The following is a 12428-nucleotide window of genomic DNA, read 5'->3' as shown; positions in this document are numbered from 1 at the left end:
GGCAGGCAGGAAATGGACGTAACGGTTTATAAGACAAGCACCGGTCAAATCACGGCTCGATATTCTCGCGAGACGATTGACGATATAATCCCTCTCATCAGTGATGATGAGGGTTATGTCGAAGGGTGGTATGACTTCACTTCTCAGTATGTCGATCACGATAATGAGGCGGTTTTTGATCTACCGCCGTCACCGGGACCATCATTTGTTTTTGACTATGAAGAGTGGGGGTGGATCGACACATATGATGCGATTACTGAACTCGATCTCGTGAGGTCTCAAACATCGATGACGCGGACGGCGTTTTGCGTCGCTTGTGCCAGGGCCGGAATCATCAGTGAGGATGATGCTATCGGAGCGGCGGCCGGGGCGATCCCGCCGGGCTTCATGCCCGTCTTCAACGCGATGAGCGAAGAAGAGCGGTTTGAGAACCGCGTCCGGTGGGCCGGGGCCGTGACAATCTCTCGAATGGATCCGATCATCCTCGCGTGTGCTGAACACATCGGGATGACGCCGGAAGCGTTGGATTCGTTATTCGGTATAGAATGAAATAAACAACGTATCACTGACGAAAACGCATGCTCGGACCTCAATACCCCCGCGAATGGAAACGCGGGGCCCCCTGATGCGTATAGACAGAAAGAAGTTCTTTGACGCATTGAGAGCGTCGAAATTCAATGCCGGTCGGCTAAATCAAATGACGGTCGATGTCGCGAACGGGATTCTCGATGAGGTCGAGAAACAGAAGGTCACGAGTGTCGAACATGTCTCCGTGATTTTCGGTCAATGTCATCATGAGGCGGGCGGGCGTCTCGCATCGATCAAAGAGACCGTTTTCGCGTCTCACGCTGATCAAAACCCGTCCGATTCAACCGTTGCGGCCCGCCTCGATTCGGCGTTTCGCCGCGGCGTTATGACCTGGGTGAAAACCCCGTATTGGAGAAAGGACGCGGCCGGAAAATACTGGTTCGGACGTGGGGCGATACAACTCACGCACAAATATAACTACGATCGGCTTGGAAAAGAGATCGGGGTGGATCTGGTCTCGGATCCGGCGAAGGCTCTCGATCCTTACAATGCGGGCCGGATCGCGGCGGTCGGAATGATCAAGGGCATCTTCACCGGCAAGCGACTCGCGGATTTCAGGACAAGGGCGGACATGAGGCGGGTCGTGAACGGCGATTATAAGGACGCGAAACTTCAAAAGAGTCTCGCTGGATATTATGACGAGTATGAAACTATCATTAAGAAGGCGGTGATCGCATGAGACTCTTTCCGGAGGGTGCTGAGATGACAGCGATAGCAGGTCTTCTCGGAGGCATTATTCACTGGGTAACGAACCGACTTTCCTGGCGAAACGGATTGCTATGTTTAGTCGTGGGAGCAATTTCCGCAGTTTACCTCGGGCCGATCATGATCGCCCCGATCTTGACGAATGGATTCGGGGTTGATGGAGATCCGGCTATGGCTCTCGGAGGGTTTCTTATTGGCGTTTCAGGGATCGCATTTCAAGGGACGATCATTGATCTTCTGAAAGGTCGTCTTGGAGCATCGCTCAAAGAGACGAAAGAGAGGGAGGTCAAGGATGAGTAAATGTGAAGCAGCACGAATCGCAATGAAGCATCTCGATGAACTCGCACGAACTATTCTTGTCGGTGTCTTTATATTTTTTGCGGCGGGAGGGTTATGGTATGCTATTAACAATGATTCAAAGGATTTCACTGATCGTTTCAGCGGCACTTGCTTGCTTCACATTCGTTCAGCACATGAAGATCAATGATCTCGAAGAACAGATCTTTGAGATGAGCAGACACGCGTTTGAGATCGAAACACGTCTCGAAGAGGCGTGGCGGGCCGTAGCGAAAGCGGAAGCGGATCGGGCCCGGGCTTATGACGAGATGAGAGATGAGATCCGGAACGAACCGGCGGAGCGTGACGGTGAGGTCGCCCCCGCGTTGCGTGACGCTATCGGGAGGCTGAAATGAGACTTGAACACGTCTTAAAACTCATCGCATTGATGATGATCATCCTCGCGTTTTCAGGGTGCTCACGAGATCCGAACGTCGTACCGATCCGGATCCCGGAAAATCTCCTTACATGTAAGGATTCTCCGAAGAAGCCGGATGGGGATTATACTCAAAAAGACGTCGGCGTTTACATCGTCGATCTTCATGAGGCTCATGCGGATTGTAAGACCCGGCTCAAAGCAGTCGGTGACGCCGTGAACCGGGTCGATTAACTATCTCACTGATGGAATGGGCCTATTCCATTCCTTTTAGTTCACGCCCGATGATCTTCATGAGTTTGATTACTTCATTTTCGTTATCGATTCTCGCTTGATGATGCTCTCCGAGAACTTGAAGGCGAAGATCGTTAACGCCAAAGGTCGCAATGCCATTTCTTATGCGAAGATAAGCGGATACGTTTTTGTTGTTTTTTAGATCAAAACTGACGCCCTTTCCCATTTCGTCAATGAATTTTTCATGGGTCATGTTATCATCGAACATCCCCGTGTCGCGGATTGAATCGATGACGCTATCAATCCAGTCATTCTCAAACTTGTCGCTCGTGATGTCTTCTTTTGGATTATTCACAGAGTCCCTCACGCCCTCTTGTATCGCGTTGATGTATTTTTCGTTCATCGTATTCTCCTATTGATTGCTCTTCATTTATTGCGAACGGATGGAAGAAGATTCACCGCTCTTTGAAGAGTTTCGAGATTCCAGTCCCCGCCATATGTGCCGCCCTCAATCCCGGAATCATGCCCGAAGATCGCGGCCCGGGTCGCCTCGATGACCTCTTGATCGAGAAGATGTTGCGTCGCTGAATGTCGGAACGAATGGAACGTTTTCCCGTGACCTGATCCGATCGACTCGGTCATCGCCTTTCTCCATCGATAATCGAAGAAATCTCCGTATGCCGCATTCTTTGATTTTTTGCGGACATCGAAAAGAAGCCCGGGCTTGCTCTGGCGGCTCTTCACATAGTCTATGAAGCCGATCTTGATGAGATCATCATGGACCGGAACCCGGCGTTTCGATTGCCCGTTTTTGAGCCCTCGAAAATCATTAGGTTTTATGTCGAAGAACCAGATCCCGGAATCCGGATCTTGCCTGACCTCGTCATGAGCAAGTCCAGAAATCTCTTCTTTCCGGGCTCCGGACAGGGCCGCACAATGAGCGATCCAGAAGAGTTCATTTCTTTCGGCGGACATGTTCAAGAGACGGTGCTTGAAGATCTTGATGATGTCATCACCAGAAAACATCACCCGCTTGTCCTTCTTGCTCTCCGTGTCCTTTGGCCGGACGATCGACGGGTTGATCCGTTGCGAGATATTCACGCTCTCATCCGCTTTCGCGTGACGGATCAGTTTCCCGACGTGGACCAGGTTCTTGTTGATCGTCGTCACGGAGAGGCCCCTCGGCGTGTCATTCTCGATCGCGTCACGGATGATCTCTAACATCGGGATCTCGCGTTGCTTCTCCGATCTCCGTGAATCTTTCGGGATCTCACGCATGAGGTCAACGAACTTCGTGAGACTGACTTGCGTGATGTCCTCGACGAACTCGATCCCCGTGAGTTCCGCGAAAAGGTTCAACGCACGAAGGAAATCTCGGGCCGATCCGTCGTTGATGTGATTGCCTTTGAGTTGACGCTCATTGAGATCCTCGGCGTAAGGGATCAGGGGCGTCTTTGACGCCGGTGAGGCGGCGGGGGCGGGATCCGGGGACGCGGCGGTGACGGGGGCCGGTGGCGTCGTCGTTGCGGTGGCCGGTGGCGTCGTCGGGGCGGGAGAGGGATCCGGGGATGGGGCGTGATAGTGATTGTGAATCACGACTGACGCCGGGGCGGAATCCGGGGTCGCGGCCGGAAGATCCTCTCCGTCCAAAAACATGAGGTATTCGGCAACGTCATGTTTTGACCATCCCTGGAAATCTTCATCCGTGGGCCGCTCTGGTCGTGCTTTGATGAAACGACGTGTCTCTTCATCGCTAAACCCTTGCTCACGATATGAGCGAACAGTCTCGAACGGGAACGGGAAGAAGAACATCGATGAGCCTCTTAAAGTGATTTGAGCGGAAGCGGCGGCGGCAGCACGCTCAATAATGCCCTTTCCCGCGTTCCGGTCCAGTCTCGAAGAGAGGATGTCGTGAAAGACTGAATAAGACGCGGCGGTCGCGGCAGCGGCGATCTCGATCGCTTCCCTCTTATTCGCCGTCCTCAACGGAATCTGGATTGTGATTCCTCGGATCGATCGCCGCCACGCGAAGCGGCCGCCCCGGTCAATGATGTGTCCTGACACTATATGTAGTACCCTCGTTTTGAGGGGCTTATGGACATTTTGTCACGGAGATGACCGCCGATTGAAAAATCTTTGTTTTTCATCAACTTATTAGGCGGAAGTTGGCGGAGGAGGTGGGATTCGAACCCACGGTGGAGTTACCCCCACGTCGGTTTTCAAGACCGGTGCATTAAACCACTCTGCCACTCCTCCGGTGCGGTGGGGTTAGCCCGGCGCGCCGTATCTGGCAAGGGGATTCCGCGGCGACGCCTGCGCCGCCGCTGAAATCCTTATTCGGCAGCCCGGCTCATCGGATTGTTCGGATGCGTGGTCCAGTTCGCATAGGGCTGGACGGGGCGTCCGGTGCGCGCGTCCATCTCACCCACGGCAAGCTCTCGCATGGTGATGCAGTTCTCGACCGGGCAGACGTCGACGCAGAGGTTGCAGGCCACGCATTCGTCGTCCTTGACCTCGAAGACCCGGCCCGGACCCATGGCGATGGCCTGATGCGAGGTGTCCTCGCAGGCGGCATAGCAACGCCCGCATTTGATGCAGAGATCCTGATCGATCTGCGCCTTGGTGGTATAGTTCAGGTTCAGATACTGCCAGTCGGTGACATTGGGCGTGGCGCGGCCGATCAGGTCGGACATGCTGATCTGCTTTTCGTCCAGAAACTCGCGCAGGCCCGAGATCATCTCTTGCACGACCTTGAAGCCATAGGTCATGGCGGCGGTGCAGACCTGCACATTGCCTGCGCCAAGCGCCATGAACTCGGCCGCATCGCGCCAGGTGGTCACGCCGCCGATGCCGCTGATGGGCAGGCCCGCCGTTGCCGAGTTGCGCGCGATCTCGGCCACCATATTCAGCGCGATCGGCTTGACCGCCGGGCCGCAATAGCCGCCATGGCTGCCCTTGCCATCGATGGTCGGCTGCGGGGCAAAAAGGTCGAGGTCGACCGAGGTGATCGAGTTCACCGTGTTGATCAGGCTGACCGCATCGGCGCCGCCGCGCTTGGCGGCCTCGGCAGGTTTGCGGACATCGGTGATATTGGGCGTCAGCTTCACGATGCAGGGCATGCGCGAATATTGCTTGACCCAGCGGGTCACCATTTCGATGTATTCGGGCACCTGACCCACGGCCGAGCCCATGCCACGCTCGGCCATGCCATGAGGGCAGCCGAAGTTCAGCTCGACCCCGTCGGCGCCGGTGTCCTCGATCTGCTTGAGGATGGCTTTCCAGCTTTCCTCATCGCAAGGCACCATCAGGCTGATGATCAGGGCGCGGTCGGGGTAATCGCGCTTGACCGATTTGATCTCGCGCAGGTTCACCTCAAGCGGACGGTCGGTGATCAGCTCGATGTTGTTGATGCCAAGCACGCGGCGGTCGGCGCCATAGACGACGCCATAGCGCGGGCCGTTGACGTTGACGACCGGCGGGCCTTCGCTGCCCAGCGTCTTCCAGACGACGCCACCCCATCCGGCCTGAAAGGCGCGGCGGACGTTGACCTCCTTGTCGGTCGGCGGGGCCGAGGCCAGCCAGAACGGGTTCGGGGATTTGATCCCCACGAAATTCGAGCGCAGGTCAGCCATGGTCAGCCCCCATCAGTTGCGCGTGGATGTCTTCGGCCGCATCGCGGCCCTCGGCGACAGCGGTGACGGTCAGGTCATCGCCACCGGCAGCACAGTCCCCGCCCGCCCAGACGCCGGGCAGGGAACTGCGGCCATTGGCGTCGACGGCGATCTTGCCGCCGGTCAGCTCCAGCCCCGCAGGCGCGTCGTGAAGACGCTGGCCGATGGCGCGCAGCAGCTGGTCGGCAGGCAGGCGGAACCGCTCGCCCGTATCGGTCAGCCCGTCCGGGCCGTCCTGCATCTGCATGAACTCGACTTCGCGGACCGTGCCGTTGCCGTGCACACGCAGGGGTGCAGCGTTGCAGATGATGCGCACGCCCGAGCTGGTCGCGTGATCCTGTTCGTGGCGACTGGCCCCCATGCGTTCCTGACCGCGACGATAGACGATGGTGACGTTCTGGGCACCCAGCAGCCGGGCCTGAACAGCGGCATCGACCGCCGTCATGCCGCCGCCGATCACCACGACGTCACGGCCTACGGGCAGTGAGGACAGGTCAGACGTCTGCCGGAGGTCGCGAATGAAATCAACGGCATCAAGGACGTTTCCTCGATCCTCCCCCTCGGCGCGCAGGGCGTTCACCCCTTGCAGGCCGATGCCAAGGAACACCGCATCGAATTCCTTGCGCAAACCTTCAAGCGACATTCCCGCACCCAGCGACCGGCCGGTTTCCAGCGTGATGCCACCGATCCCCAGCAGCCAATCGACCTCGCGCGCGGCGAAATCGCCCACGGCCTTGTAGCTGGCGATGCCGTATTCATTGAGGCCGCCCGCCTTGGGGCGCGCGTCAAACAGCACGACCTCGTGGCCCTTTGCGGCCAGCCGATGCGCGGCCGAAAGGCCCGCCGGACCCGCGCCGACCACCGCGATGCGCTTGCCCGTGGGTGCGCCACGGCTGAACGGGTGATCGCCTTCGTCCATCAGATGGTCGGTGGCATAGCGTTGCAGCGCGCCGATCTGGACGGGCTTGCCTTCCGAGGTCTCCCGCACGCAGCTGCCTTCGCAGAGGTTCTCGGTCGGGCAGACGCGGGCGCAGATGCCGCCCAGAATGTTCTGGTGCAGGATTGTCATGGCTGCCGCATCCGGTGTCCCGGTCGCGATCTGCCGAATGAACAGCGGAATGTCGATCGAGGTCGGGCAGGCGGTCACGCAGGGCGCATCGTAGCAGAAATAGCAACGATCCGCCGCAATCCGTGCCTCATTGTCGTCCAGAGGCGGGGCGACATCGGCAAAGTTACTGCTGTAGGCATGCGAAGTCAGACGTCCGGCTGCAACGCCGGGCGTAAGCTGGCTGTTGGTCATCTGGTGACCTCCCTGGAGCTGGCTTGTTCTTATGGAATCAGGCTGACACAGGTCCGTTTTTTTATCAAATAGTAAAATTTCGGCGGCTGAAAATTCTTTTATGACCTTAGGCGCGGTCAGGCGGGCAGGGTGAGTGCCGCCGAAAGCCCACCGAGAACGGAGCGCTGCAGTTCCAGCTTGCCGCCATGCATGGCCGCGATATCGGCGACGATGGCCAAGCCCAGCCCGGTGCCCGGGGGGCCGGATTCGTCCAGCCGCATGCCGCGCGAGAGCGCCATCGCATGCTCGGCCTCATCCATGCCCGGCCCGTCATCCTCGATCTCTATGTGCAGGTTGCGATCATCGGCAGGGCGGACCGAGATGCGGATCTGTGAGGCCGTCCATTTCACGGCATTCTCGGTCAGGTTACCGATCATTTCTTCTAGGTCCTGCCGCTCTCCGGCGAAGGAGATGTCAGGAGGGCAGTGGATCTGGACCTTGATTTGAGCATCGGCCAGCGGGCGGCGCAGCACCAGCAGAATGTCGTCGATGACCTGCGCGACAAGAGTGTGATGCCCCAGCAAACGCGGCGCGGCGGAAGATCGCGCGCGGCGCAAATGCCAGCCGATCTGGCGGTCCATGCGCTGGATCAGCGCGTGCCCGGGGTGATCGACGCTAAGCGTATTGTCGAGCGCGGCCAGCGGCGTCTTCAGCGAATGCGCCAGATTTCCGACATGTTCGCGGCTGCGCGCCAGAACAGCGCGGTTCTGGTTCAGAAGGTCGTTGATTTCATTGGCAATCGGGCGAATTTCGGATTCCGGGGGCAGGGGCACGGTTTCGGCCTTTCCGGCCCGGATGCGGCGAATGTCGCGACCCAAGGCGTCAAGGCTGCGCAGGCCCGCTGAAACCTGAAGCAGGTTAGCAAGAGTCAGGCTTAAGCCAAGGACAAACAAAGATATTGCCAGAGGGCGACGGAGGTTTGAGACATTGGCGAGGATCTCGCCCGCAGGGGCGGTGATGGTCACGGCCAGATCGCCATTGCCATCGGGCAGGGTGAAGCGGTGGCGGGTGACACGAAGCGGCTCGCCCGAGGGGCCAAGGCCCTTGCCGCCCTGAAAATCCGTGTCCGGCGGGTTCAGCACATTGTCGAACAGGGACGCCGATTTCGCCACCACCCGACCGTCCTGCGTCAACTGCCAGAACCAGCCCGACAGCGGCTCGGAAAAGCGGGGATCAAGGGGGGGCGGGCCTGCGATCAGATTGCCCTCGGCATCGGCGCTCGCGCCCGCGATCAGCGCATCGCCCACGGCCTCGATTTCGGCGTCGAAGCGGTTGGTGATGAAGTTTTCAAGGATCGAGACAATGACCAGATAGCCCGCGACCAGCGCAATCCCCGTCCAGAGCGCGCCGAAGGCGAGCAACCGCCCCCGGATCGAGCTGCGTCCGGCGGACCTTGGCGCGGGCACCTCCGACAGGCTCAACTGCGGCCTCGCAGGATATAGCCCTCACCCCGCCGGGTCTCGATCATGCCATCGCCGATCTTTTTGCGCAGACGCCCGATGACCACCTCGATGGATTTGAAATCGCGGTCGGCAGCCGAATCGTAAAGATGTTCGGACAGTTCGGTGCGGCTGACGATCCGGTTCTGGTGGTGGATCAGATAGGAGAGGATCCGCGTCTCGAACCCTGTCAGTTTCAGCGCCATGCCGTCGCGGGTGATGATGCCAAGCTGGCTGTCCAGATGCAGCGGCCCCGCCTTGATGACCGCCTGCGCATGGCCTGCCGCGCGGCGCACAAGAGTCTGGGCGCGGATCACGACCTCCTCAAGGCGGAAGGGTTTGACCGCGTAATCATCGGCCCCGGCGCGAAAACCCGCGACTTTGTCGGTCCAGTCGCCGCGCGCTGTCAGGATCAGGACGGGCATGGTGATGCCACTGTCGCGCCAGCGGGTCAGAACCTCGATCCCGGGCATTCCCGGCAGACCCAGGTCCAGAATCGACAGATCATAACTTTCGGTCGCGCCGAGGAATTCGCCCTGACCCCCGTCCGCTGCCAGTTCGCAGGTGAAGCCGCCGTCCTGCATGGCCTCGGCCAGTTGCGCGGCCAGAACCGGGTCATCCTCGACGATCAGGCATTTCATCGTCCGGCCTCCTTGCGGCGCGCATCGGTCAACCCGGCGCCCGCGACCTCAAGAAAATCGCCGGTATGGGCGTCCAGACGGATCAGGATGATGTCCTTTTTCGGCGTCAACAGCCGCAGTTCTTGCACCAGTTCGACCCCATGTGCCAGCTCTGGCGGTGTGGGCGGCATCAGCTTGGCGGCGACCAGACGGCCCCTAAAACGCTGGCCGACCAGATCCGCCGCCTGGCTGAGCGGGATCAGGCGATAGTTCCGGTCGGTTGGAAAGGCGGCCTCTGGGGGGATCTCAAACCGCCAGTCATCAGGGCCCTGCGCCTGCGCGGGCAGGCCCATAGCGGCTGACAAGAGGATGGCGGCGGCGGTTCGGGACATGTTTACTCCGTTCAAGGGCGACGCTAGCGCGGGAAAGCCAAACGAAAACCCAATGGCCTGTTGGAGTTTCGTTGGCCGGGGCACAGCTAAAAGCGATTCGTGCAGGGTTGAAAGACCCCGAGAGCAAAGGAAACGATAATGAAGAAGAACCTATCGAGTACGATTGCCCTGTCTGCCCTTCTTGCGATGCTGGCGGCCCCCGGCGCGGTGCTGGCGCAGGACGCGACGCCCCCGGCCCCCGAGGCGAGTGCGCCTGCCGAGCAGGCTCCGGCACCGGCGACCACGGCAGCCCCTGAAATCCCGCAGGTGCTACGTGACGCCGGTCTGACCGATCTGAGGTCCGAGCCCGGCAAGCGCGGTGGCCTGAAGGTTGAAGGCAAGCAGGCTGACGGCAGCGAACTTCGTGCCTTCGTCGACGACAAAGGCGCGCTGCGCGGAATGTTCGTCAAGGGCGACGCCGTGCTGGCGCAGGCGCTGGTCGATCAGCTTGTGCCGCAATCCGTCCGCGATCAGGCGGTCTACGGCCAGTTCGCCAGCATCAAGGGCGTGATGACCGGAGAGCGGGGCGTCATGCTGGCTGGCTCCGACAGCAGTGGCGAAAAACTGCGCGCGGCTTTTGCCAATGACGGCACGCTGATGCGCTTTGGTCGCGGCGATGATGAGCGTGGTCCGCGCGATCATGGGCCTCGCGGTGATCGCGGCCCCGGTCGGGACGGCCACGGGCACGGCCATGACGGCTGGAAGCGGGGCGAGGGTCATCCTCCGGCGCCGGGTCGTCAGGGCGCGGCAGCTCCGGTCGATGAGGGTGCCGTCCGGCAGGCGCTTGAAAGCGCAGGTTATACCCAGCCCGGCAGCATCACGCAGCGCGGTCCGCGCACCCTGGCTGAGGCCGTGAACCCGCAGGGCGAAGCGGTCACGGTCGAGCTTGATCGGCAGGGAACGGTGATGCGCGAAATCAACCGATAAGCGCGAAATGACAGCGGCGCGGGCGAAGGCTTCGGCTTTCGCCCGATTTGCTATATATTGGCCTCACGTTTCGGCGGGGTCAGGCCGTTCTGGCCTGAAAAGGCTTGCCTGTGCTTCACTTAAGTGACACACCCCGTCGTTGTTTCCGCTCCTCTGGAGCTGTCGATAGGAACGTTGATGCGGCGTCGCGATTTTGTTCTTTCTGCCAGTGCGGCCATGAGTGCAGCCGGTACCATTTCGTCCCTCTCTGGCGCGGCCCATGCGCAGGATGCGGCTATTGCCGAGGTTCCGGCCCCCGAAGCGCCGCCGGTCCCCGAGGAAGTGAAGCCGTTCGATTTCGACTCTCTGGTCGCCATTGCGCAGGATTACGCCAGCAAGGCATATGACGCGCCGCGATCCGAGCTGATCGGCACCTTTGGTGAGTTGAACTATGACCAGTATCGCGGCATCCGCTTTCGCCGTGACGCCGACCCATGGGCAGGCAGTCGCGATTTCTGGCTGGATCTACTGGCCCCCGGCGCGATCTTCCACGAACCGGTCGAGATCAATCTGGTCGATGACGGCGTCGTCCGGCCGCTGAAATTCGACCCGCATATGTTCGATTTCGACCCGGCGCAGTTCCCGAATGGCGTCGACTATGACACCATCGGCGATATGGGCTGGTCGGGCTTTCGCGTGCGCGCGCCCCTGAACCGTCCCGATGTGATGGATGAATTCCTAGTCTTCCAGGGGGCCAGCTATTTCCGCGCCGTGGCGCGCGGCACGCTTTACGGCCAGTCGGCCCGGGGCCTTGCCATCGGTACCGGCAGCCCCGAGGGCGAGGAATTCCCGATCTTCCGGTCCTTCTGGATCCATCGCCCCGGCCCGCAGGACCGCTCGGTTCTGGTGCATGCGCTTCTGGACAGCAAATCGGTCTCGGGTGCCTATGAATTCCGCGTGACGCCTGGGGCCGAAACGACCATCGACACGCGTGTCGCGCTGTTCCCGCGCAATGAGCTCAGCAAAGTCGGTATCGCGCCGCTGACCTCGATGTATTGGTTCGGCCCGGCCGACCGCGTGAACATCGACGATTACCGCCCCGCCGTGCATGACAGCGACGGGCTGCAGATGCTGACCGGGGCTGAAACGCGGCTTTGGCGCGTGCTGTCGGGTCCCTCGACGCTGCAAATGTCGGCCTTCATGGACAATGACCCGCTGGGCTTTGGCCTTGCGCAGCGTTCCCGCGATTTCGAGACCTACAAGGACGCCGAAGCACGCTATGAGCTGCGGCCCTCGGCTTGGATCGCGCCGCAGGACAATTGGGGCAAGGGCACGGTCACGCTGATCGAAATTCCGGTCGAGAATGAGTTCAACGATAATATCGTCAGCTATTGGCAGCCCTCGGACCCGCTGAAGGTGGGGGAACGTCACGACTTCTCGTATGTTCTGACATTTGCGCCGGAACCCCCTGATAGTGCACCGATTTCCCGCGTGATCGAGACGCTTTCAGGCAAGGCTATCAACAACGCGAATGCGCGTACCTATATCGTCGATTTCGATCTGGCGCTGTTTGGCACCGAGGATCCGCAGGCGCAGATCCGCGCTTCGGCCGGCAAGATCGGCCACAGCTATCTGGTGCGCCTGCCCGAGCAGGGCCGGATGCGGTTGTCCTTCGAGTTCTTCCCCGAAAACGCACGCCTAGCGGATCTGTCGGCGGTACTGAACGGCCCCGAAGGCTCGCTGAGCGAGACCTGGATCGCCCGCTGGACCCGCGAGTAAGCGA

Annotated in this window: 14 protein-coding genes and 1 tRNA gene; 7 read left to right on the top strand and 8 right to left on the bottom strand. The window is 60.0% G+C overall.

From position 1 onward, the window contains the following. Nucleotides 1-12: 12 nt before the first annotated feature. The 5 genes from IQ24_RS01805 to lysC all read left to right on the top strand — a co-directional run bounded on the left by IQ24_RS01805 (nt 13) and on the right by lysC (nt 2239). On the top strand, nt 13-549 hold the full coding sequence (locus IQ24_RS01805; RefSeq protein WP_145395989.1) for a hypothetical protein: 537 nt from the start codon (nt 13-15) through the stop codon (nt 547-549). A 76-nt stretch (nt 550-625) separates the two neighbouring features. Continuing rightward, complete coding sequence (locus IQ24_RS01800; protein WP_158637462.1) at nt 626-1267, top strand: glycoside hydrolase family 19 protein; 642 nt, start codon at nt 626-628, stop codon at nt 1265-1267. Continuing rightward, the gene (locus IQ24_RS01795; RefSeq protein WP_145395987.1) at nt 1264-1593 is read left to right on the top strand and encodes a hypothetical protein; all 330 of its coding nucleotides are present in this window, start codon (nt 1264-1266) and stop codon (nt 1591-1593) included. Before IQ24_RS01800 ends, IQ24_RS01795 begins: the two co-directional genes overlap by 4 nt. Before the next feature lie 35 nt (nt 1594-1628). Next, nucleotides 1629-1985, top strand: a complete 357-nt coding sequence (locus tag IQ24_RS01790) for a hypothetical protein (RefSeq protein ID WP_145395986.1) — start codon at nt 1629-1631, stop codon at nt 1983-1985. After that, nucleotides 1982-2239 (top strand): Rz1-like lysis system protein LysC, encoded by a 258-nt coding sequence (lysC, locus tag IQ24_RS01785; protein WP_145395985.1) that lies wholly within the window; start codon nt 1982-1984, stop codon nt 2237-2239. Before IQ24_RS01790 ends, lysC begins: the two co-directional genes overlap by 4 nt. A 22-nt stretch (nt 2240-2261) precedes the next feature. Here lysC and IQ24_RS01780 read toward each other — a convergent pair whose 3' ends face one another. The 8 genes from IQ24_RS01780 to IQ24_RS01745 form a co-directional block, all read right to left on the bottom strand. Further along, nucleotides 2262-2642 carry a hypothetical protein gene (locus IQ24_RS01780; protein ID WP_145395984.1) on the bottom strand — a complete coding sequence of 127 codons (381 nt, stop codon included), beginning with the start codon at nt 2640-2642 and terminating at the stop codon, nt 2262-2264. A gap of 23 nt (nt 2643-2665) precedes the next feature. Next, complete coding sequence (locus IQ24_RS01775) at nt 2666-4303, bottom strand: site-specific integrase (protein WP_145395983.1); 1638 nt, start codon at nt 4301-4303, stop codon at nt 2666-2668. A gap of 102 nt (nt 4304-4405) precedes the next feature. Further along, nucleotides 4406-4495 (bottom strand) — tRNA-Ser (locus IQ24_RS01770). Nucleotides 4496-4572: 77 nt separating this feature from the next. Beyond that, the gene (gene preA, locus IQ24_RS01765) at nt 4573-5871 is read right to left on the bottom strand and encodes an NAD-dependent dihydropyrimidine dehydrogenase subunit PreA (protein WP_145395982.1); all 1299 of its coding nucleotides are present in this window, start codon (nt 5869-5871) and stop codon (nt 4573-4575) included. Further along, the gene (locus tag IQ24_RS01760) at nt 5864-7210 is read right to left on the bottom strand and encodes an NAD(P)-dependent oxidoreductase (RefSeq protein WP_145395981.1); all 1347 of its coding nucleotides are present in this window, start codon (nt 7208-7210) and stop codon (nt 5864-5866) included. Before IQ24_RS01760 ends, preA begins: the two co-directional genes overlap by 8 nt. Before the next feature lie 116 nt (nt 7211-7326). Continuing rightward, entirely contained in the window at nt 7327-8670 is a 1344-nt protein-coding gene (locus IQ24_RS01755) for an ATP-binding protein (protein ID WP_242007866.1), read from the bottom strand. Continuing rightward, nucleotides 8667-9329 (bottom strand): response regulator transcription factor, encoded by a 663-nt coding sequence (locus IQ24_RS01750; protein WP_145395980.1) that lies wholly within the window; start codon nt 9327-9329, stop codon nt 8667-8669. Before IQ24_RS01750 ends, IQ24_RS01755 begins: the two co-directional genes overlap by 4 nt. After that, the gene (locus IQ24_RS01745) at nt 9326-9700 is read right to left on the bottom strand and encodes a PepSY domain-containing protein (RefSeq protein WP_145395979.1); all 375 of its coding nucleotides are present in this window, start codon (nt 9698-9700) and stop codon (nt 9326-9328) included. The genes IQ24_RS01750 and IQ24_RS01745 overlap by 4 nt, the downstream gene beginning before the upstream one ends. A 138-nt stretch (nt 9701-9838) precedes the next feature. Between IQ24_RS01745 and IQ24_RS01740 the strand changes: the two genes are divergently transcribed. Next, nucleotides 9839-10666 (top strand): hypothetical protein, encoded by an 828-nt coding sequence (locus IQ24_RS01740; RefSeq protein WP_145395978.1) that lies wholly within the window; start codon nt 9839-9841, stop codon nt 10664-10666. 216 nt (nt 10667-10882) lie between these two features. Next, complete coding sequence (locus IQ24_RS01735; protein ID WP_242007865.1) at nt 10883-12424, top strand: OpgD/OpgG family glucan biosynthesis protein; 1542 nt, start codon at nt 10883-10885, stop codon at nt 12422-12424. The last annotated feature ends 4 nt before the right edge of the window (nt 12425-12428 follow it).

The sequence above is a fragment of the Paracoccus sulfuroxidans genome (genome assembly GCF_007830335.1).
GTDB lineage: Bacteria > Pseudomonadota > Alphaproteobacteria > Rhodobacterales > Rhodobacteraceae > Paracoccus > Paracoccus sulfuroxidans.
This window is presented reverse-complemented; position numbering and strand designations above follow the sequence as displayed.

Bases quoted from the DNA above. Each gene is read 5' to 3' on its own strand.
- IQ24_RS01790 (WP_145395986.1), top strand. From the start codon at position 1,629: ATGAACTCGCACGAACTATTCTTGTCGGTGTCTTTATATTTTTTGCGG.
- IQ24_RS01735 (WP_242007865.1), top strand. From the start codon at position 10,883: ATGAGTGCAGCCGGTACCATTTCGTCCCTCTCTGGCGCGGCCCATGCG.
- IQ24_RS01750 (WP_145395980.1), bottom strand. From the start codon at position 9,329: ATGAAATGCCTGATCGTCGAGGATGACCCGGTTCTGGCCGCGCAACTG.
- IQ24_RS01800 (WP_158637462.1), top strand. From the start codon at position 626: ATGCGTATAGACAGAAAGAAGTTCTTTGACGCATTGAGAGCGTCGAAA.
- IQ24_RS01740 (WP_145395978.1), top strand. From the start codon at position 9,839: ATGAAGAAGAACCTATCGAGTACGATTGCCCTGTCTGCCCTTCTTGCG.
- IQ24_RS01760 (WP_145395981.1), bottom strand. From the start codon at position 7,210: ATGACCAACAGCCAGCTTACGCCCGGCGTTGCAGCCGGACGTCTGACT.
- IQ24_RS01795 (WP_145395987.1), top strand. From the start codon at position 1,264: ATGAGACTCTTTCCGGAGGGTGCTGAGATGACAGCGATAGCAGGTCTT.
- IQ24_RS01805 (WP_145395989.1), top strand. From the start codon at position 13: ATGGACGTAACGGTTTATAAGACAAGCACCGGTCAAATCACGGCTCGA.
- IQ24_RS01745 (WP_145395979.1), bottom strand. From the start codon at position 9,700: ATGTCCCGAACCGCCGCCGCCATCCTCTTGTCAGCCGCTATGGGCCTG.
- lysC (WP_145395985.1), top strand. From the start codon at position 1,982: ATGAGACTTGAACACGTCTTAAAACTCATCGCATTGATGATGATCATC.
- IQ24_RS01780 (WP_145395984.1), bottom strand. From the start codon at position 2,642: ATGAACGAAAAATACATCAACGCGATACAAGAGGGCGTGAGGGACTCT.
- preA (WP_145395982.1), bottom strand. From the start codon at position 5,871: ATGGCTGACCTGCGCTCGAATTTCGTGGGGATCAAATCCCCGAACCCG.